A 22,443-nucleotide genomic window follows, 5' to 3' on the forward strand; every position below is an offset into this window, starting at 1 on the left:
GAGCGTTCATCACCTATTAAGTAGCTGTTGTCAGCCTGATAACAGGCCTGTTTGCCTCCTTCTGGGACAATGCCCTACATTATGCTATCAACTTTTCCTTATTTTACCTGCATGCTTCCCTTGTGCTGCCGTTTGCCCTGAAGAAACTTCATATTCAGATCTGACTGAACCCGCTTCTGGTCCTGGGAGAGTTCCTCCCCTATATGGCTGTGGTATATACCCTGAAGTACCTGACCACCTCAATTGCCGGCTTACAGCTGACCCGGCCTTTAGTATTTGATAACCTGGCAGGGCTGAAAATTATCCCGCTGGTGCTCCTCACGCTTGTGGAGAATGTGTTTCAGCATGGGGACCTGACTAATAGTGTATACCCGGCACGCATCACCATCCACTATACCGACCAGGTGCTAAGGGTCACTACCACGAACCTGATCAGCCCGACAACACGTACGGGGCATCAGATTGGGCTGGAAAACATTCGAACCAGGCTGGCGCTTGCCTACCAGGAGACTGCCTCCCTTCAGGCAAATGCAGATGAAAAAGGGTGTTTCCACACAGATTTAAGCATTGCTTTCCCGCAAGTGACCCTGCGACCAAACCCACGCCACGATCCGTAAGGGAAAGGGCACAGCCGCCTTCTCCTGAACGAACATGTACAGCGCTGCGAATAGTGGCTTCCGGTAAAGCGGTTGGGTAATTACCAGATGAACAAGTACAAAGTGTACGTGTTCGTCAGGACAAAACGGGTGTTGGTGTAAAAGATATGGAAGTCTCATGTATACCTGCTACATTCCGGAAACAATCAGCTAGGATTGGCAAGGGAACTACTCGCTGTAGTGTCAGCTTTCTCTTGCGCAGTGCACTTCCAGGCTAAAAACAACTTAAAAACATACGGCGCTACGTTATTTAGAAAAAGCACAGCTGCTATGAGAGAAGGTCCTGCTTGTTTCAGACCTCGCTCCTGCACCTGAATAGACTATTGGTTAATTAGTTCGATAATTTGAAAGTGAATGTTACAAGAAGGAGAGCTGAAAGGCTCTCCACTTGTTTTAGGAATTGGAAACATTACAACCCGTTGCATACGGTTGACAACAGCTTGAACCAGGACTCTTCATCTTATCGCCGGACTCCAGCCACAGTCTGTAATATCCGCTCTGCCGCTCCTTGCGCATGGCACAAAAACTATTTTAATTAAACCACGCATCCGCATAAAACATACCTGTTACATGTTTACCGTTTCCGCATATTACTTTTATGTTTTAATTCCCATGCTGCTCATAGCATCCTGCATTTTCATAAACGACACAAAAGACAGCCTTTTCTTTCAAAAAATCCGAAGCAGCCTTTCCCGATCCAGACGGGCCAGGTAAAGGTTGCCGTCTTTCCAGCTGCCATAAGTACTCCCCTAGTTGCAACTGGATAAGTGGCACCTTCCCGTTCCACCTATCCCTAGATACCTGATTTCAGGCAAAGCAGCTGGATCCGGGGACACACCTCCAGGGGAAACCGTACACACAGCAAAGCAGCAAGTTTCCAACTTTGCTACGGCTTCAAAAAAGCGAGTAAGTTATTATGTCTACAGCATCGCCCACTTGGTCAAAAACTGCAGCCCGTTCATGTAAAATATTTTTAAAGAACCACTCAACCCACTTATTTCCCCATACTTATGTACCCCGCTCCTTCAGCAAAAGCCGGAGCGAGGCAACAGCAGGTCCTGCCTTTCCCGGAGTAAGTCAGGGCAGCTCCCCCTGATGGTAGGTTAACCTTCTCCACCTGACAAGGTGCTTTGGAAGACTATCGGCGGGTGAATAACACCTACAGGCACAACAAGAATTGTTTTTTTCATTTTATAAAATTTAGCAATATGAAAAAAGTTTCACGTTCTATCTTTGTCCTCTGTCTAGTAGCCACCGCCATCACTTTCCCGCTGCGGGCACACGCCCTGGGATGGGCAGACATACCGGATGGCTACACGTACCAGGATGCCAACGGGTGCATCCACCACGTTCACTCACAGGAATGGCAATTGTTTGGCATCACGTGGAGTAGCAGAACTGTTGATGATTTAGTGGCTTGTCCGGAATAACAATGCACCTTATACGAGTAAGTTTATTATTATCCACCCTGTTTGCTTTACAAACAGCATTCGGGCAAACCCTCCGCTTGCAGGGAATCATCTCCGCACATAGCACGCATGAGGGTTTGCCCTATGCTTCCATTGGTGTCCAGCATACCGCCACGGGCACCAGCGCTGACCTGCAGGGGAGCTTTAAGCTGCAGGCGCTCCTAACAGACACCCTCGTGATCTCAGCAGTCGGTTTTAAAACAGCGTATATTGCTGTTGCCGAACTCAAACCTGCCATTTACCTGCAGTCAGACACCACTGCCCTCGCGGAAGTAGTCGTCCGGGCCAAGAAGAGGCGGATGTCCGCCAGGGTCGGCAACCTGAAATCCGAAACGTTCTTAAGTCTTGGAGGCGCCAACCAATACGCCATGTTATTACTACCTCCGTCACCCATCGGCGGGGTACTCGATGAAGCCTTCTTTGCGCTGCAACCAGACACTCGCAAGCACGGCCGCTGGCGAACAGCACTACGGGTACGGGTGTATGCCAACAAAGTGGGAAAGCCGGGACTGGACCTACTCCCTGAAAATGTTATCGTCTCGGTGGATAAAACTACCAAGAAACTGGTAGTTGACCTTTCGCAATATGGCATCAGCGTGCCCCGGGAAGGAGTGTTCCTGGGCTTGGACCTGCTTGGCTACTTTGACGAGGAAGAACGGTTTGTTCCCTTTAGCCGCCAGACCAGGCCGGTAAACCTGCGGGTAAAATTCTCTGACTCCCCCTCCCCCTTTCAAACGTTTAACAGGTTCTTCGGCACTGGTTGGCAAGAAGTCAGGCACCGTACGCGTAGCGGTGACCTGATCCCCATGTTCGCCCAGTTTGGGGCACGCATTTCTTACTAGCAATGGGGGAGCGGGTGTTCAAGCAGTATCAGAAAACCTACCTATATCTCAAATCTCCCGCCGTCTGCCCTGGCCATTCTGCAGAATACCATCATCCACGCCTACATGGCGCTCTCGCCACTTGGGAGGCAACTCATACAAAACTCTCCATCACCGCACCACAGTGGGGCTGGCTGGAGGTTGGCGGGCTTCTTTGAACAGCGTTGTTATTCGCCGTAGTTTTTAACCAGCTTTTTTAAGCTATTATTTTCCAGCGCTTTATCAAGGTATTTGTTTCTACTACTGTTTTCTCTTTGGTAGGGTGCGAACAAACTTGCTACCTGGTTAAACTCATTGTTAAGCTCAATGAGCTCTCTTTTTTGCTCCTCCGTCAAAGGACAAGCAAGGTTGTCTTTATTAAACCGTATGAGTTTTTTCACAGCAACTTCTTTAGCAACTATCGCTTTTTCATTCGCATTTTGAGTGCATATTCCATAAACACCTAAGCAATAGTACTTCCACTCCTCCTCAAACACTTCCATAAACTTATCCTCGATCAATTCTCCTTTTTCATTGAATATATTGCCATATGCAAAGGATCTGGAATCGTGCGCTTGGAGAATTCTTTTAAAATTGTCCCTGAATCGCTGTTTGAACTCGTTTGGCTGAAGAACTTCTCTTTTATGTGCATTAACAAGTGCTATAACATTCTTTCCAAAATATTCTTCCTTTAGCACTTCTGCAGCGCAGTCGTTCAAAGGTGATGAAATCTTTATTTCATGTTCAACAAAGTAAGAAGCTTTAGGGACTAATTCTTTCGAAATTAAACTTTCCAGGAAGTCAGAAGAGGTTTCAGTTAGCTTCAATAAGTCTCTTTTTTCAATAAAATTCGCTTTTATATATTCAATATTTGTCATTCTTGTACTTTAATTTTGACTAATGCTTCTGCCGAAAATAGCGAAATAAAGATAATTTATGCTCTTAATATACCTCATACAGTAACTTTAGGCAATAACCTGATCGTAGCTTAAATACTATACATTTAATCTTAAAAGCGAATATTATCCGTTCTGGACTACTACTCAAATAGTTTTGCTGCTCCATATAACCAGAAGACTCTTATTCCTTCAATTTAAGCCTAACTCTACCAGAAGAGGTAATTGGTCTGTGGGAAACTTGCCCGGGTATAGGTACTACGCTTGGCAGTACATTCATCCTTCGCATCTACTGTTTTTTCCGGCAGCCCCTGCTACCTCAAACTGGTACACACTTGAAGGCTTTTCCCCTTTAGATGAAAAAATGTGTGCAGCAAGGGTTGAGACGGAACACGTAGTACTCAGCTACTCTTCTTTCTTTTCCCAGTTTAGCTTGTACCCCACCCCGAACCTGATGGTGTTGTTCCTGGAGTCAAACCCGTAGCTCTTTCCCCACACTTTTATAGGGTTTGTAGAAGACTTGGCCAGATCATACTGCCACCTCGCCTCCAGCCTTAACCGCCAGAGATAAGCCCCCACACCCAAAGAATATTTCCAGACCACAGGCTTGACGGCAGACCTCAGCGCTGGCAGCACATCTGACACACCCTGCCCCGCATCCCGGTAGTAGAAGTACTCCGCCCCTTTTCTTGTGAGCCGGATGTTGGGCATGAGGCCGGAAGACAGGAAAACACTGCCCATTGGTAACGGAAGGCTCGTTTCCAGCAGAAGCGGCACCTCAAGCGTACGATGCGTCACGTAGCCCGCTTTGATGAGGGGGCACAGGGAGCAGTTCTCAAAATTATTGTACACCAGAAAGCTACTTCCGTCATTGTAGTAGTTTAATCCCGATGTTAGCGAGAAAACCTTGTTCAGTTCATAAGATACGTAACCTCCGAGGTAGGGCCGGCGGTCATTGTCACCTTGAAAAGTAACTTGCACAGAGTCCAGCGTCACAGCGCCTGTTGGGTTGTCGAACATGAGTCCCGCGTTGAGGCCGTAAGAAAGCCGTTGCGCTTTCACGTTGCCAATGCACAGGAGTAAACAAATAAGGAGAACAAGTATTGCTTTCATGAAGTGGGAGTAAGGCATTGTTGTTTTTGTTTCGCAAACATGTGACAGCGCGCTCAAGCATATGAAGAAGCTAAGCAATAGCCGGTACATGTTGAAATTATTAACACCTGTTAAACTAATAAAATGTAAGTTAAAGCAAGAATCGGCACAGGTATCTCAACATACACCCTTGGGCTTAAAAATGCTTTGTTACTTTATAGCTTCTGTTAAGCTACGAACTTCTTTTCCCCCCAGCCAAGCCTGCCAATCCTGCGCAACCTGATCCCAGCCGAACTTGTCATAATCAACGTTTCCTTCCTTATCAAAGCCGAAATAGTTATGCTCCACCCCTATGTAGGGTTTGAATGTAAAATTGTTCTTTCCTTTTCGAATCGTCTCCAGCCGCAGGTAGTCATTGAAGGTTACGCCATGGTCCTTTGTCCCGTAGGTGACCAGCACAGGTATCTTTAGCTTCATCAGATAACCCATTGGTGGCTGGGAGAAAGTATAGGTGGTCCTATAGGCGTCCCCGCCCTGTGAAGCCACGCTTGTTGGATCATCAACAATGGTTTCCCAGTACCTGAACGCCTCTTCTGAGCTGGTGCCCGTGGAGTCTTCCTGTTCCCTGGCCTGGGAGATCATGGAAGCCATCCGGCCAAAAGGATTACCGCCTGAGTAAATCAGGTGTGTCACATCTTTGCATTCAAGTGCAAGCTTCGCCGCCACGGTGGAGCCCGCCGAAGGACCTGCCATAACCAGCTTATCCTTTTGCACCCACTGCTGTTTCTTCAAATACTTTATCACTTCCTGAGCTCGGCTGACATAGTAGTCTACATTATCCCTGGAATAAAACTGGGCAGAAGGAATACCTGTTTTGGGGTCAGCATAGGCACCATGCTTCAGGTCCCTGCGGTATGCAATCAAGGGCACGTAAGGCTTACTGATGATAACCAGGTGGTAGCCTTGTAGCAGGCTGTCGGCTTTGAAGGGGAAGAGCATAAAAGGCTTTCCGTCGTCATTGAGAAGAATGAGAGGGCGTGCCTGGGACCCTTGGTCGAAAAGTAAAACGGGTTTTACTGTCTGTTCATCCCCCTTTCTTGACATGACCAGAATGTCTACCGGGTCTTGCTTATAATTCATTTGCAGGTGACGGTAGCCAAAGTCTTCTGGCTTCTGATCCTGGGCGAATGACTTGCAGACAACCATTAAAATCAAAAATAGCAGTAGAGTAGCTTTATTCACTTTAAAATTGGTTTTATTTTTTTCTTAATAGGCTAGGCCTTTGTCGTTTATAAACCACAATGCTTTTGTTAGCTCTTTTTTTCTTGTCTGCTAGAGCTGAAGCAAGTTGCAAACGTACAATTCTGGTAAAAAAGGAGCTAATTTAACATCCTCAGCCTACTGTGCTACCAGGTACTTTTACCGTTCTTCATCTTTTCCAGAGTCTTCGCTAAGAATTGACTTTTTGAACCCGCAAGCTCAACTGCCTTGCCCTTGGCATTTATCGCCTCTTCTGCCTAGTAAAGCGGCGATAACTTCATAAGTTTACTTTTATATTATTGCCAAACGACACTTAACACACCACCCGCCTTCTACAAAGCTTTCCCTTTAAAACTCATACCCATAAAGCTAAGCAGCTGAACCGTATGCTAATACTTTGTTACACCAACACTGGTGCTGGCTAAACGTACCTGAGTAATTGCGGAAAGTGATACATATGACTTGACCAGGTTTCATGCTCGGACTCTACTAAGAAATGAAATACTGAGCCTATCTATACCTTTTTAGCGTTTCCTCTAGTTTTTCTTCAACCATAATTCTCAGGGATTCAGACTTTAGCACTACAACCCCTATTCCATATCCAAAAAGGTAGAGAATAATTACAACAGTGCTGCCAATGGCTCATCAACGGCCTAAAGATAAAGCAGTCTACATCTCTGAAAAAAAATTACACCAAAAGCCATTTCTCAAGCTGACTACATTTTACGCGCTAGGCAGCACAGTCCAGCGGTGGAAGTAACAGCAGCTTCCTGGCTCCTCTTCACCCGGGGGAGAATCGGGCAAGGCCAAGGCATCGCGTAAACAATGGTGATACGGATTTTTTACTTAACGGAAGACAAGCTCCCAGCATTGGAATGGGCCTTACCGGTGTTTTTAAAGATGCGGTAAAGCAAGAGGTTGAGACTAGTTAATACGGTGCCTTGGGTTTAGGTCATGCTCTAAAGCTAAAGCTGAACCAGGACACGCAGCCGTGACCACTACTTGCCCAACAGGTACACATATAATGATTGCGTTCCGCCAATCGATACTATATTTCACTTCAAGGCTTTGAACGCGACTGCTCCCTCAGACACCACGCCATTCATAATTAAGTTCACCACGAGTGTGCTGTCATTTAACGTCACGATCTTCATTTGCCGCTCAAATGGACGATCTGTTTCCTTTATTGTTAGAATGTCACCTTCTAATTCCCATGTCGCATGGCGTTCCACCGGGAAATAGGCTCCTGCGAATGACCGATCCACATCCATGTACACCAAGTGATTGTCTGGCTTAAAGTCATACTGGCAAACCTTCAGCATCAAGCTTGACTGGTCCTCAAATGCTTTTCTCTGCGCTGCAGGCATCGAAGCATACTGGGGGGAACTTTTGATCTTCTCAAGGGCTTCACTCCTGGTCAACTTCCAGGTGCCAATAAGTGCATCCGAACTTTGCTGTGGCAAGATTGAGATAAGAGAGTAAACAATCAGAGCAGTAAACAGAACTATCGTTTTCATACAGATATTTTTAAATAAAAGGAATCAAATTAAGCAAGTGTGAGACTTCCTATACCAGTGTGTCATGCAGGCTTGTGCAGGCAAAGGGGCATGCTAACCTGTTTCCGGTTGAACCCCTACTCCATTGGTCTTTCAGCTCTACTTTCTCAAAAAAGGATAAGAGAAAGACCATGGAGTCTCCCTCTTATACCGGATAGGTTCTTACAGCATTAATTTACACAATTTGAAGCATAGGTCTCCCACCCGTACAGGATGTCACCCTGGTAATTACCGCCGGTTAAAATGGTCCAGAGTGTGCTACAGTACTCCTCTTTGGAGGTAGGTTCTACAATTCCTCCCTTGATGGTTTTCAATTGCTCTTTTGAGATTCTTTCCATTTTTTTACATTTTAAAGTTGAACATTTAAATATAATTTAGTAGCGCTCTAAATTCACAGTAAGGGGACTACCCTGCGTCAAGCCTCAACAATGATGTATGAAATCCGCTAACACCCGGGTTGAACTAATTAAGTATAATATAGGAAAAGGCTACAGTCCCTTTAATAAAATTACACGAACCTAAGATAAATTGACACTAACACAACTGCTAGAGATGAACGTTCAAATCATATAGGAATCCTACTACCCCTCTTTCTTTAGATCCTTGACAGCTTTAAATAATGATTCGGCTCACAAAACAGCTATCTTACCTGTTTACAAATATGTCTCGGGTGCTGTTAAAAAACCTTCCTAATAAACTCTGCTCCCCTGTCACCACCTCTGCCTGCGCCACCAAACCTGTACGCAGGTTCACCTTTTTCCCATAGGTGGTTACGCTTGGTAACCTCACTGTCGCCGTAAAGACCGTATCTCCGGAAACTACATCTGAAAGATAGGTAACTTTGCCTCTAAGCAGACCAAATTCCTGGGAAGGGTAAGCGTTCAGCCTAATAAGCACGTCCTGCCCCCTCTTGATCTTTCCGAAGGACTGCTGCCCCAGCAACAGCTCCCCGAAAGGCTCGACGTCCTTTATCGCGTTGCTTATATACAAGATTGGCTTATTGAGCTTGACCCACTGGTTCTCCTTAAGTACTTGGTGGAAGATTACCCTTCCAGACTGCTCTGCAAACAGCACATGTTCTTTCTTCCAGCTATCGATCTCACTTTGAAACCGCTGCAGTTTCGACAGAAAGGTGACTCGCTCGTTTGATTTCTCGTGCGCAATTTCCATAAGCTCTCCACGCTTCTGTTCCTGCGATATGCTGTTGTTGATCAGGGAAGACCTGGTTGAGTGGAGCGGCAATTTGCTGCTTAGAAACTTTCTTTCATGGTCAGTGAACTCCTGTAGTGAGATAACATTTGCTTCCATCAAAGCCCTATGCCTTTCAAATTCATCTTTTGCAAGTACAAACTCCTCCTGATTAACCTTCTGCTGGGCTATTAACTGTGTTTCCAACTGCCGCAAGGCATCAATCTCACGCCGGAGGGCCTGCTCCTTCAATTGATACACACCACCAGGCGTGTAGTTCAGGAACTTTAAGTAGGCGAGATAGAATTCCTGCAGCGCAGGCTGTAACTCTCCGTAATGCGTCGTTGGCTTCAACTCAAAGCTAACTTTCATGTGTGGGTCGCCTGTCAGCACGTTCATTTGGAGTTGGTCGATACGTTGGCTGAGAGACAACACCTGCCCATGATCTGCGTTACTTTCCAAATAACCGAGAACCTCTCCCTTTTTGACAAGCTGATCTTCTCTCACAAAGAGTTTGGTGAGCTTCCCTTCCTGTCTTGCCAGTACTTCCTGCGGCCTGTTTTCAGCATCTACCCTGAGCCTGGCCGGAATAATCTCCGGTGATTTAATCAGACCGGCAAAAAGCAGGATCATTAGCAAGATAACAAAGAACAGGCTGATGCCCCAGCGTAAAATCCAGCCTGGTACTGCACCGATAATTTCTTGAACTTCTTCGCTATGCTCCTGCTCGAACAATTGATTGATAGGCATCTATTTGTGATTACATATTACATTGTTGTTAATATAGCCAACAGGCCTGAAAGCTTCGGCTTCCATATTTCCTACACTCCCAGCTCCAGCTGATTCTTCACCAACTCGAAATATTCTCCTTCCTGCGCCACCAAACTCTCGTGGGTACCTGACTCAATGATCTCCCCCTTGTGGAGCACCACGATCTGGTCCGCATGCCGTACCGTACTCAAGCGATGCGCCACGACTACCACCGTTCGCCCTTGAAAGAACTGGTTCAGGTTCTCTATGATCACCCGCTCGTTATTGGCATCCAGCGCGTTGGTAGCCTCATCGAAGAAAATAAAATCCGGGTTCTTGTACACAGCTCGCGCAATGAGAATACGCTGTCTCTGTCCCTGGCTAATACCATTTCCCTCTGCCCCTATCTTCGTCTGCACGCCCAAGGGTAAACCTAAAACGAAGTCCTGGAGGTTGGCCGCCTTGATGGACTGCCAAAGCCGCTGCAGGTCCGGCCGCTCGTCAGCCACGGCAATGTTGTGGGCAATAGTATCCGAGAAGATGAACCCCTCCTGCATCACTGTACCGCAGCTTCTGCGCCAGCTGGAAGGCTTGATGTTCTCCAGCACAGTTTCCCCTACTTTTATCTCACCCTTTTGGGCGCTGTAAAATCCGAGCAACAGTTTTAGAATTGTCGTCTTCCCACTGCCGCTAGTTCCAACGATAGCCGTGGTCTTGCCTGCCGGAATGATAAGATTAATATTACGGAGAACAGGCTCGTTCCCCGCTCCCGGGTACTTGAAACTAAGATCTTTAAGCCGGATTGTCCTGTCTTCCGGCAATCCCGCCTGAAATATCCTGTCCGCAGGTTCTTCATTCTCTATCTCATAGATTTCATTGAGGCGCTCCATACTGATCTTGGCATCCTGTGATGACTGGATGAAACTCAAAAGCTGTTCCACCGGGCTGTTAAGCTGCCCCAGGATGTACTGCACGGCCATCATGGCCCCCAATGTCATTTGCCCCGATATAACAGCCTTAGCCACCAGGAAAATAATGAAGATGTTCTTGCTTTCATTGATAACAAAAGCGCCAGCTTGCTGGTATTGGCCCAGGGACAGGCTTTTAACACTGTAGCGGAACAACCTGGCCTGAATCCGCTCCCAATCCCATCGCTTCTGACGCTCACAGCCGTTGAGCTTGATCTCCTGCATGCCATTGATGAGTTGTATTACAGCACTCTGGTTCTGAGAGGAAATAGCGAACCGCTTATGGTCCAGTTCCTTCCGTTTTTTTAAAAATGCCACAATCCAGAGCGTATACAAGATGCTGGCTCCCATAAAAACGAAGAAAACAGTTGCATTATAAAAGGCAAGCACAAAGGAAAAGACTACCAGGTTGAACAGAGAGAACAGCACCGTGAGCGACTGGTTAGTTAGAAAATTCTCAATGCGTTTCTGATCACTCATGCGTTGCATGATATCCCCGGTCAGCTTCGTATCAAAGAAACTAATGGGCAGATGCATCAGCTTGGACAGGAAATCAGAAAGAATGGAAACATTTAGTCGTGTACTCATGTGTAGCAGTATCCAGGATCGGATAAAGTCTACGCTGGTGCGCCCCAGTAGCAACATGAACTGAGCAATAAGTACTAGGTATATAAAGCTCAGATTTTGAGTGTTAATGCCCACGTCCACTACCGATTGGGTCAGGAAAGGAAGGATCAACTGCAGGATAGTACCTGCCAAAAGACCCAGCGCCAACTGAAGAAGCAGCTTTTTATATTGCAGCAGGTATGTCAGGAAAGTATGGAAGCTGGCTTTGTTCTCCACCTCACCCTCTTCCTCGTAAAAAGCAGGAGTAGGTTCTAATAACAAGGCAATACCATAGGAACTTCCATTATTCTTATAGCTGTAAAAATGCTCACAAAACTCTTTTATGGAGTATTTGATGATTCCCCTGGCAGGATCCGCCACGATACATTTACCTCGCTTTACCCCATACAACACCACAAAATGATTCTGATCCCAGTGCAGTACGGCTGGCAGCCTGGCTTCCATTAGCTGCTCCAAGTTCAGCTTTACACCACTTGCCCTTAACCCGATCTTTTCCGCCGCTTCTGCAATACCAAGCAGGGAAACGCCTTCCTTTCCAATTTCCGCCAGTTCACGCAGCTTCTGCATAGAATGACTTCGACCGTAATGCCTTGCTACCATCCGCAGGCAGGTCGGACCGCAGTCCATCTGGTCAAGTTGCTTATAAAAATGTTTCAATCAACTGATGTTAAGAGATTGCAAATTATCATGTCCATTTGTTGGGTTTTACCTGAACTTTACCTGACTTTTCAACAGCGCGTATTTGTGTTAAACTTTACTCGCACATCCACTAAAGACTGCGTAAGAAAGGGCAGAGCAGGACTTATGGCATTACTTTAACAAGTTTCGGACCTCCTCTAACAACTCCGGATCTTGAGGCCTGGGTGCATTTCGGTTAACAATTTGCCCACTTTTGTTAATTATTATGTAGCGTGGTATCTCGGAAATCTTCAGTGAACTAGCTAGTTGGGACTCAAAGTTCGACACCATCAGGTAGTTCGCACCTGGATTCAGTTTTAGTTCGCCGGACCTTTTCTCCCACCTGTACCTGTCCTTGTCCATGGAGATACTCATGAAAACCACATCTTCGTCCTGCAGGGACTCCTCAAGTTTTTTGCTGTGCGGGAACTGGGCAATGCAGGGAGCGCACCACGACGCCCAGAAGTCAACAACAATGACCTTCCCTTTTTGCTTGTCCAGAACCTTATGGAGCATAGTTGTATTTCCATCTATCTGAACCAACAGATCTTCATTCGCATTTTTAGTTTCAAGCTTGGCCAGTTCCAGGTTCTTCTGCAAGTACTCTTTGAAGGCTATATGAGCCTTATTAGGATTATACCTATGGACTGTCTTTTCAAATTCACTCAGGCTATTTGACGGTTTGTAAAACTTCATCATAGTGAAGAGCAAAAAATCCTCAATGTCCTTCTTCAAATTCAATTTCTTTATCAGCTCGTACTGCTTTTCAATTCCCATGTTTCCGGTTGCCTTCAATGAGTCACTCATGAGTTTGGCTAGGTTATAGGTGGCTGATTTGAAAGGGTCGCTCTCAGGAAAGGAATTTTCATTGAGTAAGGAAGCATATCCCAATAACCCAGAGAAGTCCTTTTCTTTTGAGGCTCGTGCTATTTCCTTTTTCAACTTAAACGTTTCTATTAAAGAGGTCATGTATTTCCCAAACCCTGGCGAAACTTCATGGTTTTTCAGAAAATCCCTTAGCGCAAGTTCTTTATTTTTAAATTCCTTTTCTACTTCTGACTTGCCAAGCTTGTCACCTACTAATTTATACTGAAGATTAAGTCTGCAGAAATTCAGTTCATTATCACGTATAGGATTTCCTGTTCTTAAATAAAAGCCCCCGGTACTGTCATCTTCAATAAAAATTGTTTCCCGAAGTTGCGTCGGGAAATAACTAGCCTTTAAGTCCCGACTTAGAAATAACAAGGTTGGGGCACGTGAAGCAGCAATTCTCAATGTATCCGCACCATGAAACTCATGCAGTTCATTATCCCCGAACTCATTCATGAATTGTATGGCATCCACTTTACCTGGAGCGTTATTTACAAAGCGGATGAAGTTGTTTCCATTTGCAGTAGCCTTTTCTTTATTCTGCATATGTTTCTCAGTTGCCTCTGTACAAGAGGCTAAGCTTAAACACATCAGAAACAAGACCGAAATAAACCTTAATGTCATTCCTTTATTTTAATATTTTTACAAACACTAATAAAGCAAACCAGAAAAAGGGTGGCCACCCTTTTTCTGGTTTGTTAAATTACATTAATAGGGACACGAATCGCAGCACCATCCTGCGCCAGAACCTATGTCATTTGCCATACCTATTGCTTCATCTTTATACATAGTGGATGGGCTGTAATACTTAGTTCCATCAGAATCCTTTACCCACCATCTGCATGTACCCTCTTCGGCAAGTTCATAAAGGCCACCTTTAATAGCTTTCAACTCATTTTTAGATAATATATTCATAATAGCAGCTACTTTTATAGATCAAAAAGCAGCAAAAACTTTACATTTGTTTTTCGTTTTAAAATTTGCTTACCGTTTCGGTAGGTATACCACCTGGTTCAGCAACCCCTCGGGCGGCTGTTCCTGTTTTAGGTCTATAAGAAAATATTGCTCATTAAGTTAAACATGGCTCCGCATTCTGATTGCCCGGAGCTATAGGCTATTATTCTGCTTCAGTGATCAGATACCTTATGTCCTGCATCCGGTAAGTATCTGGTAACCTGCGACCATTTATAAAAAAAGTGGGAGTGCCGCGTACCTCAGCCATATCCAGCCATTTTTTCAACTTAGTGTCATGATATGACAATGGTTTAACTTGCAGTTGATGCTTTATAGACCAACTTGTCAAGTCTTTAGCATCGCTCTCGAACCAGTCATGCAGCGCCTGATTCAGTCCTTCAGTGTCCTCAGCTCCAGAAAGTAGCTCCACAAACTGCCGTTTAGGGTCAGTTTCATCCTGATGGATAAAAATAACTGTGACTTTGAAATCTAAATCGCTTTCTAACCAGTCGTGGATGAGGCTATGAGCTTGGGAGCAAGGACCACAGAAAGGATTACTTACCATCACAAATTCGTACCTTGCAACGGGGTTCCCAAAGGTGAATAACTTCAGTTCTTCAGGAATATGCACTTTGACTTGCTTTGACAACATTGCACTAAACAACTCAGGGTTAGCCTTCAGCCTTCTGTACTCGTTCTTATACTGCCTGCCTTCCTTGAGTTGCCTGACAAGAGGCTTTACCCCCACCCACACAAGGCCAGGTAGTATAAAAGCAGTTATCTGTTCTAGGGAAGGGATGCTGTATTGGAACGGAAGCACCACCATATGCCATACTGCCCCTACAAAACAAGCTAATAGCACCCCGTGGACCACCATACACAACTTGCACCACACTTTTAACACTACCGCCTGCAGGTAAACAGCGTAGAAAGAGAATAAAGGAGCAATAAGTGCCAAATAAAGGAACAGCACTGGAACATTAAAGGAAAAAAGCAGCGCAGCTATGCCCGAAAAATAAATGAAACCGGCTTCAGCCATACTTAGCCAGGGCATCAGCTGTGCAGCCTTACTGCTTAGTACTGAGTTGCACCCCTTATTCGTACTGCTATCACACAGCTGCTTTACCAACACAATGTTCTTATTTAGATGCTGCAAAACCAGCAGCCAGCACACACCTGTACCGACCAGGCTGAACAACATTAAAGTGGTTTGCAAAGGAGACTTGAACAGAGTAATACGCTGCAGCAGGCAGGCTGCTACGAATAGCCAGCAAATTAGCAGCACATAGCGCACAAAAACCGGGTAGGTGATGTTATCTTTGGATTCCGGTTGCCTGCTCTTTCTTTCTCCAGTTGCCTTCAAGTTCAACACAGTACCGTTCCAAATCTTTGAGAATTCCTCTACGGTGTACTGCTGCATATCCCCTTTATCAGTAAAGACTTTTACTCTTTCTTTTGTAAGGCTCTCCACCACGGCAAACATCCCACCCTCACTTGTCAGAAAAATTAGCACAGGCTTTGAGAAGTTACTGATTAGCTCTTCCACATCTGTTCTGTAAGCCTGGTGAGATATTCCAAGTTCATGAAGCACATCACTCACACTCAACAGGCTCGGAAAATAGGGATGCCTTGTAAGCTTCTGCTCGAGCATTTCAGCATCTACACGTACATCATTCCTTCTTAAAAGCCTGCTGACCACATAGCGCATAGGCTGGTGCATGTACGTCGGGCTAAGAGAATTTAGGATTAATGAATTGAACATCATTGTTGTCTCTATAGTTATCTAGTTTACCATCCCACAATTCAGACAGCAGCAGGGCGTCCGCATAAAGTAATCCATTACTTTACACCCAACATTGAAAGCAGAGGCTTGCTTCCTGCTCTATTCACAATGGGTGGAGTGACCTTCTTCCTTTAACTTCTCTGATCATTTATGTTATTAAACTTATAGCACCCTAAGTGTAATCTCTAGTTTATTACACGAAGCCCCCGTTTTTCTTGACTAATAACAAGGGAGATCTGTAGCCAATAATGTTAGGAATTCTCCTTTGGGAGCACATCAGGGTAACTTATTCGACAGCTTTATACCTACCTACCGCTGCAGGAACCTTAACAAGAACCTTACATTACGAACAGGGTGCCGCCGTTTCAACACGGCTTTTTTATATATAGATGGTCTAACTTTATCAACAAAAAACTGTATTACAGCAAGTTATAAGAAAAGAAGGGTGCTTAATCATTTACCAGGACACCGGCTTTAAATTTGTAAATTTTTCCTCCACTAAACTTACCCATTTAGATGGCTGAACTAATTTTACAATAGGATTACTCTATTTAACATCAATATTGTACATTTACCAACAGAGTAACCTGTCTTGGCTGAATAAGCCTTTGCTTATTTCCTCCAGTCATGTGCTGACACTGCTGCCCCACAAACCGGGTACAGGCGTGCTTCAAAAGTCACCAGACCTTACACAGGTCTAGCGCCACAAGGCTAGTGTGATAGTAGAAAGTTTAACGGCTGAACCAGAAGTTTGAAGTTGACGTTGTCGCCCTAACTGGAAATCCTGGATGCTCAATTACACGAACTGCTTACTTATGAATTCAAAACTTAATTACAGGTGCATGATCGTTGATGATGAAAGCCATGCCATTGAATTGTTGTCCGACTATATCCAGTCGATGCCCCAGCTTCAGTTGGTTAAAACTTTTCAAGACCCCATAGCTGCCCTCATGGACAGCAACACAGGGGAGAGCTACGATTTTATCTTTCTTGATGTTGACATGCCTCGCTTAACTGGTATTGAGCTAGCCAAAGCACTCCGGGCAAAAACTCGTTTTTTAGTGTTCACAACAGCACACCTTAAGTATGCAGTGGAAGCGTTTGATGTACAGGCAGACCATTTTCTGCTCAAGCCCATCGGGTTGAACAAATTTGCCTTAGCCATTGATCAGCTCCTGAAAAGAAGCGAGTCTGCTTCATTACCACCTGCCTGCCCCGACAGTACCTTCTTCATCAAGAGCGATAACAAGAACAAGCTCATCCGTATCTGCTTCGATGATATCATCGCTGTAGAGGGGTTGAAAAACTACGTCAAAATCTATACCTCTACCCAACAGCATGTTGCTTATCTGACGATGAAAGAGACTGAGGATGCCTTGTGTGAGACAAACCGCTTCCTTAGAATACACAGGTCTTTTATTGTAGCAATTAAACAGATTGAAGCTGTGAACGGTCGCATGATACAATTAAAAAACGGTTTAGATGTACCTGTTGGCGATTCCTATAAAAAAGCTTTCTTTGACTATGTCTCAGGTAAAAGTTTGGTTTCCAGCCGGTAAGGCCGACTGGAAACAAACTGTCATTTCTTATCGAAAATGATCATTGTTGTTGTGGCCGTTATCGTAGGATCCGTGCTAAGAGTTTTACTGGCAGTCTCATTCCTGAATGAGAATAATCTTTCCTTTTTCAATTCAAATCGAGAGTTGTGCTGCTTTGCCATAATTTTTTATTTTTAAATTATGGCGCATTCTTTTGCTAAGGAAAATTGTTACACGAATCACTCCTTCTGTTTGACATACATCTTCTGACCTTTTGAAACCTTTTATCTTAGACTTTATCCGACGGCACAAAGTCCACTTTATCAGTTGGATTTTCTTTATTTCCTATGAAGTACTGATTGCCGGCATTCTGTATGGAAAATTCAGTTCATTCTGGAACTATGCCCTGCATTATGCCATTAATATCGCGCTGTTCTATACGCATGTTACTGTTGTGCTGCCTGCCACGCTTCAGAGACCAAGGCCCTTTTACTGGCTGCTCCCTCTTTTGGTGATTTGCGAAATAGCCGCCTTCACAGGCATCACCTATGGCGTAGAGGTTGTTATTACACAACACCTCCACCTACAGCTGACTCGCCCCCTGCTACTCGATTATGCTTACTGCTTCCGATCCGCTTGGAGAGCTGTTTATTTCATGGGATTTGCCACAGGGTTCTATTTTTTAGATAATTATTTAAAGGAAAAGCGGCGAGCTAACCGCGTCGAGAAAGAGCACCTGCTCCATATCATTGAGAAGCAGCAGCTTCAGAACGAGTTGATTCGCTCCCAGAACGAGTTGATTCGCTCCCAGAATGCCTTCCTGAAGGCTCAAATAAACCCACATTTTCTCTTTAATACTTTAAATTTTGTTTATAACAACGTCCGCAAGACCTCGGTGCAGGCATCAGAAGCGATACTTGCCTTGTCGAATATGATGCGCTATGCCCTGCAAAGTGAGGATGAGCATCAGCAAGCAAATTTGCTCGAGGAAATTGAGCATGTAGAAAATTTAATCTATATCCACCAGATACGGCATGACCATCAGCTTCAAATTCAACTGACTTACGGAGATAACCTGGCTAGTGTGAAGTTCACTCCCTTGGTGCTAATTACACTCGTGGAGAATATTTTTAAGCATGGGGAGCTATCCCGGGCAAACCATACCGCGCAAATCAGCATCAACCGCCAGGACCATACTTTAACGATCACCACCTCTAATTTGGTAAATACCTCTAAACAAACAGGGCACCGAATCGGGTTAGATAACATTCAGCGACGATTAAATTATAGCTATAAGGGGCAGTATACCTTTGAAGCACGAATGGAGGAGAATGGGTATTTTAATATCTTCATCGAGGTTACTTTACCAACCACGGTTAGCTTATAAAAACAAAACATTGCCTCACATAAAATTTAGGTTGTTTTCAGCCATTTACTCTTTAAACTTAATAATAGAGAATGATCCTACATGTTCACGAATGTTCAAAACCATTAGGGTTTTCGGGACGCTGAGCACTACTTAGACGGTAATCCGGAGATTTAAAACTGTTATGAAGCCGATAGTCTGGCAATATGCCATCGGAATAGGCGCAAATGGCGCTTTCGACTAGAGGCCAGATGGCAGTACGACTTGTCTCGATCGGCAACAAACTCTTATAAGGTAGGGGGGAAGCGATATGACTTTAATTCCTAGAACAATGTTGTCCGGTTTGGTTTGAACTATAACCTGAAAAAAACGAAACCATTATCTGAATAAGCTTTGAGAGGCATTCTCCATTATATAACCTTTCTTTAAATGCTGAAAGAAACTGTGGAGTATACCGCAACCGTGGCCAAGTATAAAGACGTAGTCCTGACTATCAGCTAATACAGCAATACAAAAATAATCCTAGGCATCAAGCCTGAAATAATCTATGACTATTTCAGGCTTGGCAATAATGTAAAGTATAAGTTCAAATCCTTTGGCTTCAAAGGAGCTAGAAACATTGAGATTGATGTTACAGGTGCAGTAGCGGCAGGCGGATTTATGACAAGCCTTTTAATATTCCCAGCCCACCAGTAATAGTGACATAAGCTGAAAAAGCAAACAACAGTGCGAGTAGAGGGCTGATGGTGATAACACCATCAGCGGCTAAAAAAAAGTTTGTATTAAAAAAATGAAGAGTTATTGGTGTAACACCAACAAAGGCAAAAATTTTAAACCGAAAGCGGTATTTTACATTACAGCAAATCAACAACCTGCATAAGGCTTTCCAGTTGCCCCTTGAAATTTTTATTAATGAAAAGGCCATGAATCTGGCTTAAACAATACAAAGGTTAAATTTCTCATTTTTCTAAAACATTTATTTAATTCCTTAAGCCCTCAATAATGAGGGCTTTTTTTCTGCAAATAATATTGGGGTCTTTGCCTAGTTGTAGTACTTCATGATGGCAAATATTTATCCTAAGCTGCTTTATTAATTTCCTGCCCTAATCTATCTCTAATTACTAATTTAGTGGAATAACCCTGCGCTCTTATGCCTTTATACCACTACACAAAGCTGGCTACGCTCTTAGAGTATATCCTTCCCTCGAAAACCCTAAAAACCAATAGTCTTACTTCTATGAATGATCCCAGGGAGTCACTCCCATGGGCATTTGGAGGTATTAATATACCCCTGGAACGGCTTTTTCAGGATGAGTACTCCGATCAGACGCATATAGACTGTCAGTACAGGTTCGGGCAAATGATCAAGGACCGTTTTCAGGTTATCTGCTTCTCAGGGGCCAGGCAGAATGGCTGGGATAATGAAATGATGTGGGCTCACTATGGCGCAGACCAGGGAGGAGTTTGCCTCGAATTTGATGAAGATATTTTTCTCCAAACCATTCAGGAAACTTGTCCGACGAAAACGCATTTTCTAAAGGAAGTACAGTATACTTCTCAGCAATTAGAGCAGCCTTTTATTTACTGGAATTGCAAGGAAGCCGATGAGCAAAACTTTTCCAACAACCTGTTAAAGATGTGTGACAGGATGATTTTCCATAAGTCGCATTTCTGGGAAAAAGAGGATGAAAAAAGGCTGGTCATCTTCCATCCCGAAAATCTGTTTATCCCGATCCACCCTCCGCTCAGAGCTATTCATGTCGGCTTGCGCTTTCCAAAAGCATACCTACCTTCTCTTAAGTTTCTTCTCCAGGATCATGACATAATGCTTTATGACATGGTCTATCAAAAGGATAGGTATGAACGGTGGCCGTCTAAATAGAATGTGAGCAGCAGGAAAAGTAACGGAAATTTAATTGAGGTTTCTGGCGTGGAATGAAAGGTGATTAGGAAGATGTAAAGGTAAGGTATGTAAGTCCGCGCCAGCCGGAGTTTGATGGTTAGTGCATCCCTATTTCCCTTTGGAAATCAATTAATGGTAAATTATTATATCATTTGAATTTACATTATAATAATTTAACTTCATTACAGAAACCTACCATACCTATGGAAACACCTCCTTTCTTCTCTGCACAGGACTTCAGGACCTTTGCAAAGTTCGCCAATGTAACCTACGATAAAACAAGCCCTACCCATTTAAAAGTCCGTGAAGAATTAAAGGCAGGCGCCTGGTCAAAAACCGGCTATTGGGTTAGGGAGTTAGCTGGCAAATTACCAGGTTACAAATTTGATTTTACCATGGCCTGGCAGCAACGCAGCAGGCAAGGCAAACATACCGTATCAACCTTTAAACCTTACACCTGGGGCCGTCTTTATATTGCAGATGCCCCAACCAAGGATGTTTACTTTACTGTAGGCCTGAATCCTGTTGAGGGCAATCTGATCCTAAAGCTTGATTACCAACGGGAAGGAAACTCAGAGTTAACAAACAGCCAGAAGAGGCTGTGCGAACTGCACCTTTATACCCCTAACGGAACCAGGCGCTATACAAGCCCCATTCCGTTAAACCAGCTGTCGCAGTACGATTGGAGCAGCCTTCTGAAAGCCTCCGTTACCTTTATCAAGGCTCATGAGGATCGGTATAAAGAGTTACTGGATCAATTAAGTTCTGTACAAGAACAGCGTATTGCCCGCGTAGCCTGGAATAGCAATGGGTGGATAGCTCCCTCCGGGCCAAAAGGTAAGAGTAAAGAAAAATCCTCTCATGAGTATAAGCAAGGCTTTGGGCATGAGGAATGGCTTTTCGATACAAGCAAACTAGTAGACGGCTATCACTACGCTTTCCTGGAACCTGTCAGGCGGCAGCATGCAGCCTTCGAAGGCAATAAGTATGATGTGATGCTTTACAGTCTGGACGGGGATTCAAAGAAGAGGTACTGGATAGGAGAAGTAAAACAAGTGGAAGTGATCTCCCCAGCAGAGGCAGAAAGAATACAGGCAATTTATAGTACAAAGGGATGGCTTTTGGAGATGAAAAAGCAAATAGCCGATGTAGGAGGAAAATCCAATAACCTTTCGAACTGGAGAAATGTGAATTTTTTCAACATCCGTTTCAAGCCCCAGGATCTCCGGGTATACCCGGATCTTATTGAAATCCCGGGTAATAACTCCGCTATCAAGCGCGATCGTTATGTTTTTCTGAAAGCCGGTCATGATTTCGATCAACCCACTGAGCTAGAGGGTTTCACTTTTCAGCCTGCGCCCAAACGTCTTAATGGTAATAACACCACCTACCAGACGGGTTACACCAGGCAAGCCAAGACTATAGAACTGGAACTGTTTCACAAAAAAATCAGTGATGCCCTTTGTGCCAGCTTACAGAAGGTGTATGGTAAATCAAACGTGCACCCCGAGCACCCTTCCGGTATCGGCAGTAACAGAATTGATATCGTGGTAAAGGATGGTAAGGAATGCATCTTCTATGAAATAAAGACGCATAATGCCTTACGGGTATGTATTCGCGAGGCATTTGGGCAAGTTATGGAATACGGTTTTTATACCAATAGCATTAATGCCAAAGAGCTTATTATTGTTTCGCATCATGCTGCAGATGCTGCTACCACCCTTTACCTACAACACCTGCGCAAACAGTTCGGACTCCCCCTTTATTATCAGCAGTACGATCTCGAAATGCAAGCATTGCAGCAAAAGGTATAAACACTACAATCAGTATACAGGAGAAGAAGAAAAATTTAATTTAAATGGAAGGGAACGGTCTCTACCTGCAAATGCTAGTGTTTTTTTATGAAGTCTGATATTGAATGTATGAATTCAATACATTACTTAGTTCAGGTTTTATCTCAATAACACTTTTAACGGGAGTGTAATTTAAACTGTGTCATTTCCATATTTTCATTTATTGGCCCTGTTGG

At 44.3% G+C, this 22,443-nt stretch carries 18 protein-coding genes; 7 read left to right on the forward strand and 11 right to left on the reverse strand.

Annotated features, from left to right (window positions below):
* Positions 1 to 203: 203 nt before the first annotated feature.
* The 3 genes from ACSX1A_RS10905 (at position 204) to ACSX1A_RS10915 (ending at position 2,967) form a co-directional block, all read left to right on the forward strand.
* The gene (locus tag ACSX1A_RS10905; RefSeq protein WP_439879686.1) at positions 204 to 617 is read left to right on the forward strand and encodes a hypothetical protein; all 414 of its coding nucleotides are present in this window, start codon (positions 204 to 206) and stop codon (positions 615 to 617) included.
* Positions 618 to 1,864: 1,247 nt separating this feature from the next.
* Positions 1,865 to 2,086, forward strand: a complete 222-nt coding sequence (locus ACSX1A_RS10910) for a hypothetical protein (protein WP_439879687.1) — start codon at positions 1,865 to 1,867, stop codon at positions 2,084 to 2,086.
* Between the two features lie 2 nt (positions 2,087 to 2,088).
* Complete coding sequence (locus ACSX1A_RS10915) at positions 2,089 to 2,967, forward strand: carboxypeptidase-like regulatory domain-containing protein (RefSeq protein ID WP_439879688.1); 879 nt, start codon at positions 2,089 to 2,091, stop codon at positions 2,965 to 2,967.
* A gap of 206 nt (positions 2,968 to 3,173) precedes the next feature.
* Here the strand turns inward: ACSX1A_RS10915 and ACSX1A_RS10920 are convergent, their stop codons facing one another.
* The 10 genes from ACSX1A_RS10920 to ACSX1A_RS10965 form a co-directional block, all read right to left on the reverse strand.
* Positions 3,174 to 3,863 carry a DUF6058 family natural product biosynthesis protein gene (locus tag ACSX1A_RS10920; protein WP_439879689.1) on the reverse strand — a complete coding sequence of 230 codons (690 nt, stop codon included), beginning with the start codon at positions 3,861 to 3,863 and terminating at the stop codon, positions 3,174 to 3,176.
* Between the two features lie 423 nt (positions 3,864 to 4,286).
* Entirely contained in the window at positions 4,287 to 4,994 is a 708-nt protein-coding gene (locus tag ACSX1A_RS10925; protein WP_439879690.1) for a hypothetical protein, read from the reverse strand.
* Between the two features lie 189 nt (positions 4,995 to 5,183).
* Complete coding sequence (locus ACSX1A_RS10930) at positions 5,184 to 6,215, reverse strand: alpha/beta hydrolase family protein (protein ID WP_439879691.1); 1,032 nt, start codon at positions 6,213 to 6,215, stop codon at positions 5,184 to 5,186.
* A gap of 1,073 nt (positions 6,216 to 7,288) precedes the next feature.
* The gene (locus ACSX1A_RS10935; RefSeq protein ID WP_439879692.1) at positions 7,289 to 7,750 is read right to left on the reverse strand and encodes a lipocalin family protein; all 462 of its coding nucleotides are present in this window, start codon (positions 7,748 to 7,750) and stop codon (positions 7,289 to 7,291) included.
* Positions 7,751 to 7,959: 209 nt separating this feature from the next.
* The gene (locus ACSX1A_RS10940) at positions 7,960 to 8,127 is read right to left on the reverse strand and encodes a hypothetical protein (protein WP_439879693.1); all 168 of its coding nucleotides are present in this window, start codon (positions 8,125 to 8,127) and stop codon (positions 7,960 to 7,962) included.
* 307 nt (positions 8,128 to 8,434) lie between these two features.
* Positions 8,435 to 9,727, reverse strand: a complete 1,293-nt coding sequence (locus ACSX1A_RS10945; protein ID WP_439879694.1) for an HlyD family secretion protein — start codon at positions 9,725 to 9,727, stop codon at positions 8,435 to 8,437.
* A 71-nt stretch (positions 9,728 to 9,798) separates the two neighbouring features.
* Positions 9,799 to 11,979, reverse strand: a complete 2,181-nt coding sequence (locus ACSX1A_RS10950) for a peptidase domain-containing ABC transporter (protein ID WP_439879695.1) — start codon at positions 11,977 to 11,979, stop codon at positions 9,799 to 9,801.
* A gap of 153 nt (positions 11,980 to 12,132) precedes the next feature.
* Positions 12,133 to 13,416: a TlpA family protein disulfide reductase gene (locus ACSX1A_RS10955; RefSeq protein ID WP_439879696.1), complete on the reverse strand. Its 1,284-nt coding sequence runs from the start codon at positions 13,414 to 13,416 to the stop codon at positions 12,133 to 12,135.
* Positions 13,417 to 13,578: 162 nt separating this feature from the next.
* A complete protein-coding gene (locus tag ACSX1A_RS10960) occupies positions 13,579 to 13,785 on the reverse strand; it encodes a bacteriocin (RefSeq protein ID WP_439879697.1) in 207 nt (68 codons plus the stop codon).
* Positions 13,786 to 13,987: 202 nt separating this feature from the next.
* Positions 13,988 to 15,544: a vitamin K epoxide reductase family protein gene (locus tag ACSX1A_RS10965; RefSeq protein WP_439879698.1), complete on the reverse strand. Its 1,557-nt coding sequence runs from the start codon at positions 15,542 to 15,544 to the stop codon at positions 13,988 to 13,990.
* 878 nt (positions 15,545 to 16,422) lie between these two features.
* On the opposite strand from ACSX1A_RS10965, the gene ACSX1A_RS10970 reads away from it, so the two are divergent.
* Positions 16,423 to 17,166, forward strand: coding sequence for a LytR/AlgR family response regulator transcription factor (locus ACSX1A_RS10970; protein ID WP_439879699.1), 744 nt, complete (start codon positions 16,423 to 16,425; stop codon positions 17,164 to 17,166).
* Between the two features lie 253 nt (positions 17,167 to 17,419).
* A complete protein-coding gene (locus ACSX1A_RS10975; protein WP_439879700.1) occupies positions 17,420 to 18,532 on the forward strand; it encodes a sensor histidine kinase in 1,113 nt (370 codons plus the stop codon).
* 637 nt (positions 18,533 to 19,169) lie between these two features.
* Here the strand turns inward: ACSX1A_RS10975 and ACSX1A_RS10980 are convergent.
* A complete protein-coding gene (locus ACSX1A_RS10980; RefSeq protein ID WP_439879701.1) occupies positions 19,170 to 19,436 on the reverse strand; it encodes a hypothetical protein in 267 nt (88 codons plus the stop codon).
* 312 nt (positions 19,437 to 19,748) lie between these two features.
* Between ACSX1A_RS10980 and ACSX1A_RS10985 the strand changes: the two genes are divergently transcribed.
* Together ACSX1A_RS10985 and ACSX1A_RS10990 are read left to right on the forward strand one after the other, a co-directional pair.
* Positions 19,749 to 20,393, forward strand: a complete 645-nt coding sequence (locus ACSX1A_RS10985; protein ID WP_439879702.1) for a DUF2971 domain-containing protein — start codon at positions 19,749 to 19,751, stop codon at positions 20,391 to 20,393.
* 224 nt (positions 20,394 to 20,617) lie between these two features.
* Complete coding sequence (locus ACSX1A_RS10990; RefSeq protein WP_439879703.1) at positions 20,618 to 22,228, forward strand: hypothetical protein; 1,611 nt, start codon at positions 20,618 to 20,620, stop codon at positions 22,226 to 22,228.
* The last annotated feature ends 215 nt before the right edge of the window (positions 22,229 to 22,443 follow it).

It is taken from the genome of Pontibacter sp. MBLB2868 (assembly GCF_051904785.1).
GTDB lineage: Bacteria > Bacteroidota > Bacteroidia > Cytophagales > Hymenobacteraceae > Pontibacter.

Excerpts from the sequence above, each read along its gene's own strand:
- ACSX1A_RS10905 (WP_439879686.1), top strand. The coding sequence starts at position 204 with ATGGCTGTGGTATATACCCTGAAGTACCTGACCACCTCAATTGCCGGC.
- ACSX1A_RS10910 (WP_439879687.1), top strand. The coding sequence starts at position 1,865 with ATGAAAAAAGTTTCACGTTCTATCTTTGTCCTCTGTCTAGTAGCCACC.
- ACSX1A_RS10915 (WP_439879688.1), top strand. The coding sequence starts at position 2,089 with ATGCACCTTATACGAGTAAGTTTATTATTATCCACCCTGTTTGCTTTA.
- ACSX1A_RS10920 (WP_439879689.1), bottom strand. The coding sequence starts at position 3,863 with ATGACAAATATTGAATATATAAAAGCGAATTTTATTGAAAAAAGAGAC.
- ACSX1A_RS10925 (WP_439879690.1), bottom strand. The coding sequence starts at position 4,994 with ATGAAAGCAATACTTGTTCTCCTTATTTGTTTACTCCTGTGCATTGGC.
- ACSX1A_RS10935 (WP_439879692.1), bottom strand. The coding sequence starts at position 7,750 with ATGAAAACGATAGTTCTGTTTACTGCTCTGATTGTTTACTCTCTTATC.
- ACSX1A_RS10940 (WP_439879693.1), bottom strand. The coding sequence starts at position 8,127 with ATGGAAAGAATCTCAAAAGAGCAATTGAAAACCATCAAGGGAGGAATT.
- ACSX1A_RS10945 (WP_439879694.1), bottom strand. The coding sequence starts at position 9,727 with ATGCCTATCAATCAATTGTTCGAGCAGGAGCATAGCGAAGAAGTTCAA.
- ACSX1A_RS10955 (WP_439879696.1), bottom strand. The coding sequence starts at position 13,416 with ATGCAGAATAAAGAAAAGGCTACTGCAAATGGAAACAACTTCATCCGC.
- ACSX1A_RS10960 (WP_439879697.1), bottom strand. The coding sequence starts at position 13,785 with ATGAATATATTATCTAAAAATGAGTTGAAAGCTATTAAAGGTGGCCTT.
- ACSX1A_RS10965 (WP_439879698.1), bottom strand. The coding sequence starts at position 15,544 with ATGCACCAGCCTATGCGCTATGTGGTCAGCAGGCTTTTAAGAAGGAAT.
- ACSX1A_RS10970 (WP_439879699.1), top strand. The coding sequence starts at position 16,423 with ATGAATTCAAAACTTAATTACAGGTGCATGATCGTTGATGATGAAAGC.
- ACSX1A_RS10980 (WP_439879701.1), bottom strand. The coding sequence starts at position 19,436 with ATGGCCTTTTCATTAATAAAAATTTCAAGGGGCAACTGGAAAGCCTTA.
- ACSX1A_RS10985 (WP_439879702.1), top strand. The coding sequence starts at position 19,749 with ATGAATGATCCCAGGGAGTCACTCCCATGGGCATTTGGAGGTATTAAT.
- ACSX1A_RS10990 (WP_439879703.1), top strand. The coding sequence starts at position 20,618 with ATGGAAACACCTCCTTTCTTCTCTGCACAGGACTTCAGGACCTTTGCA.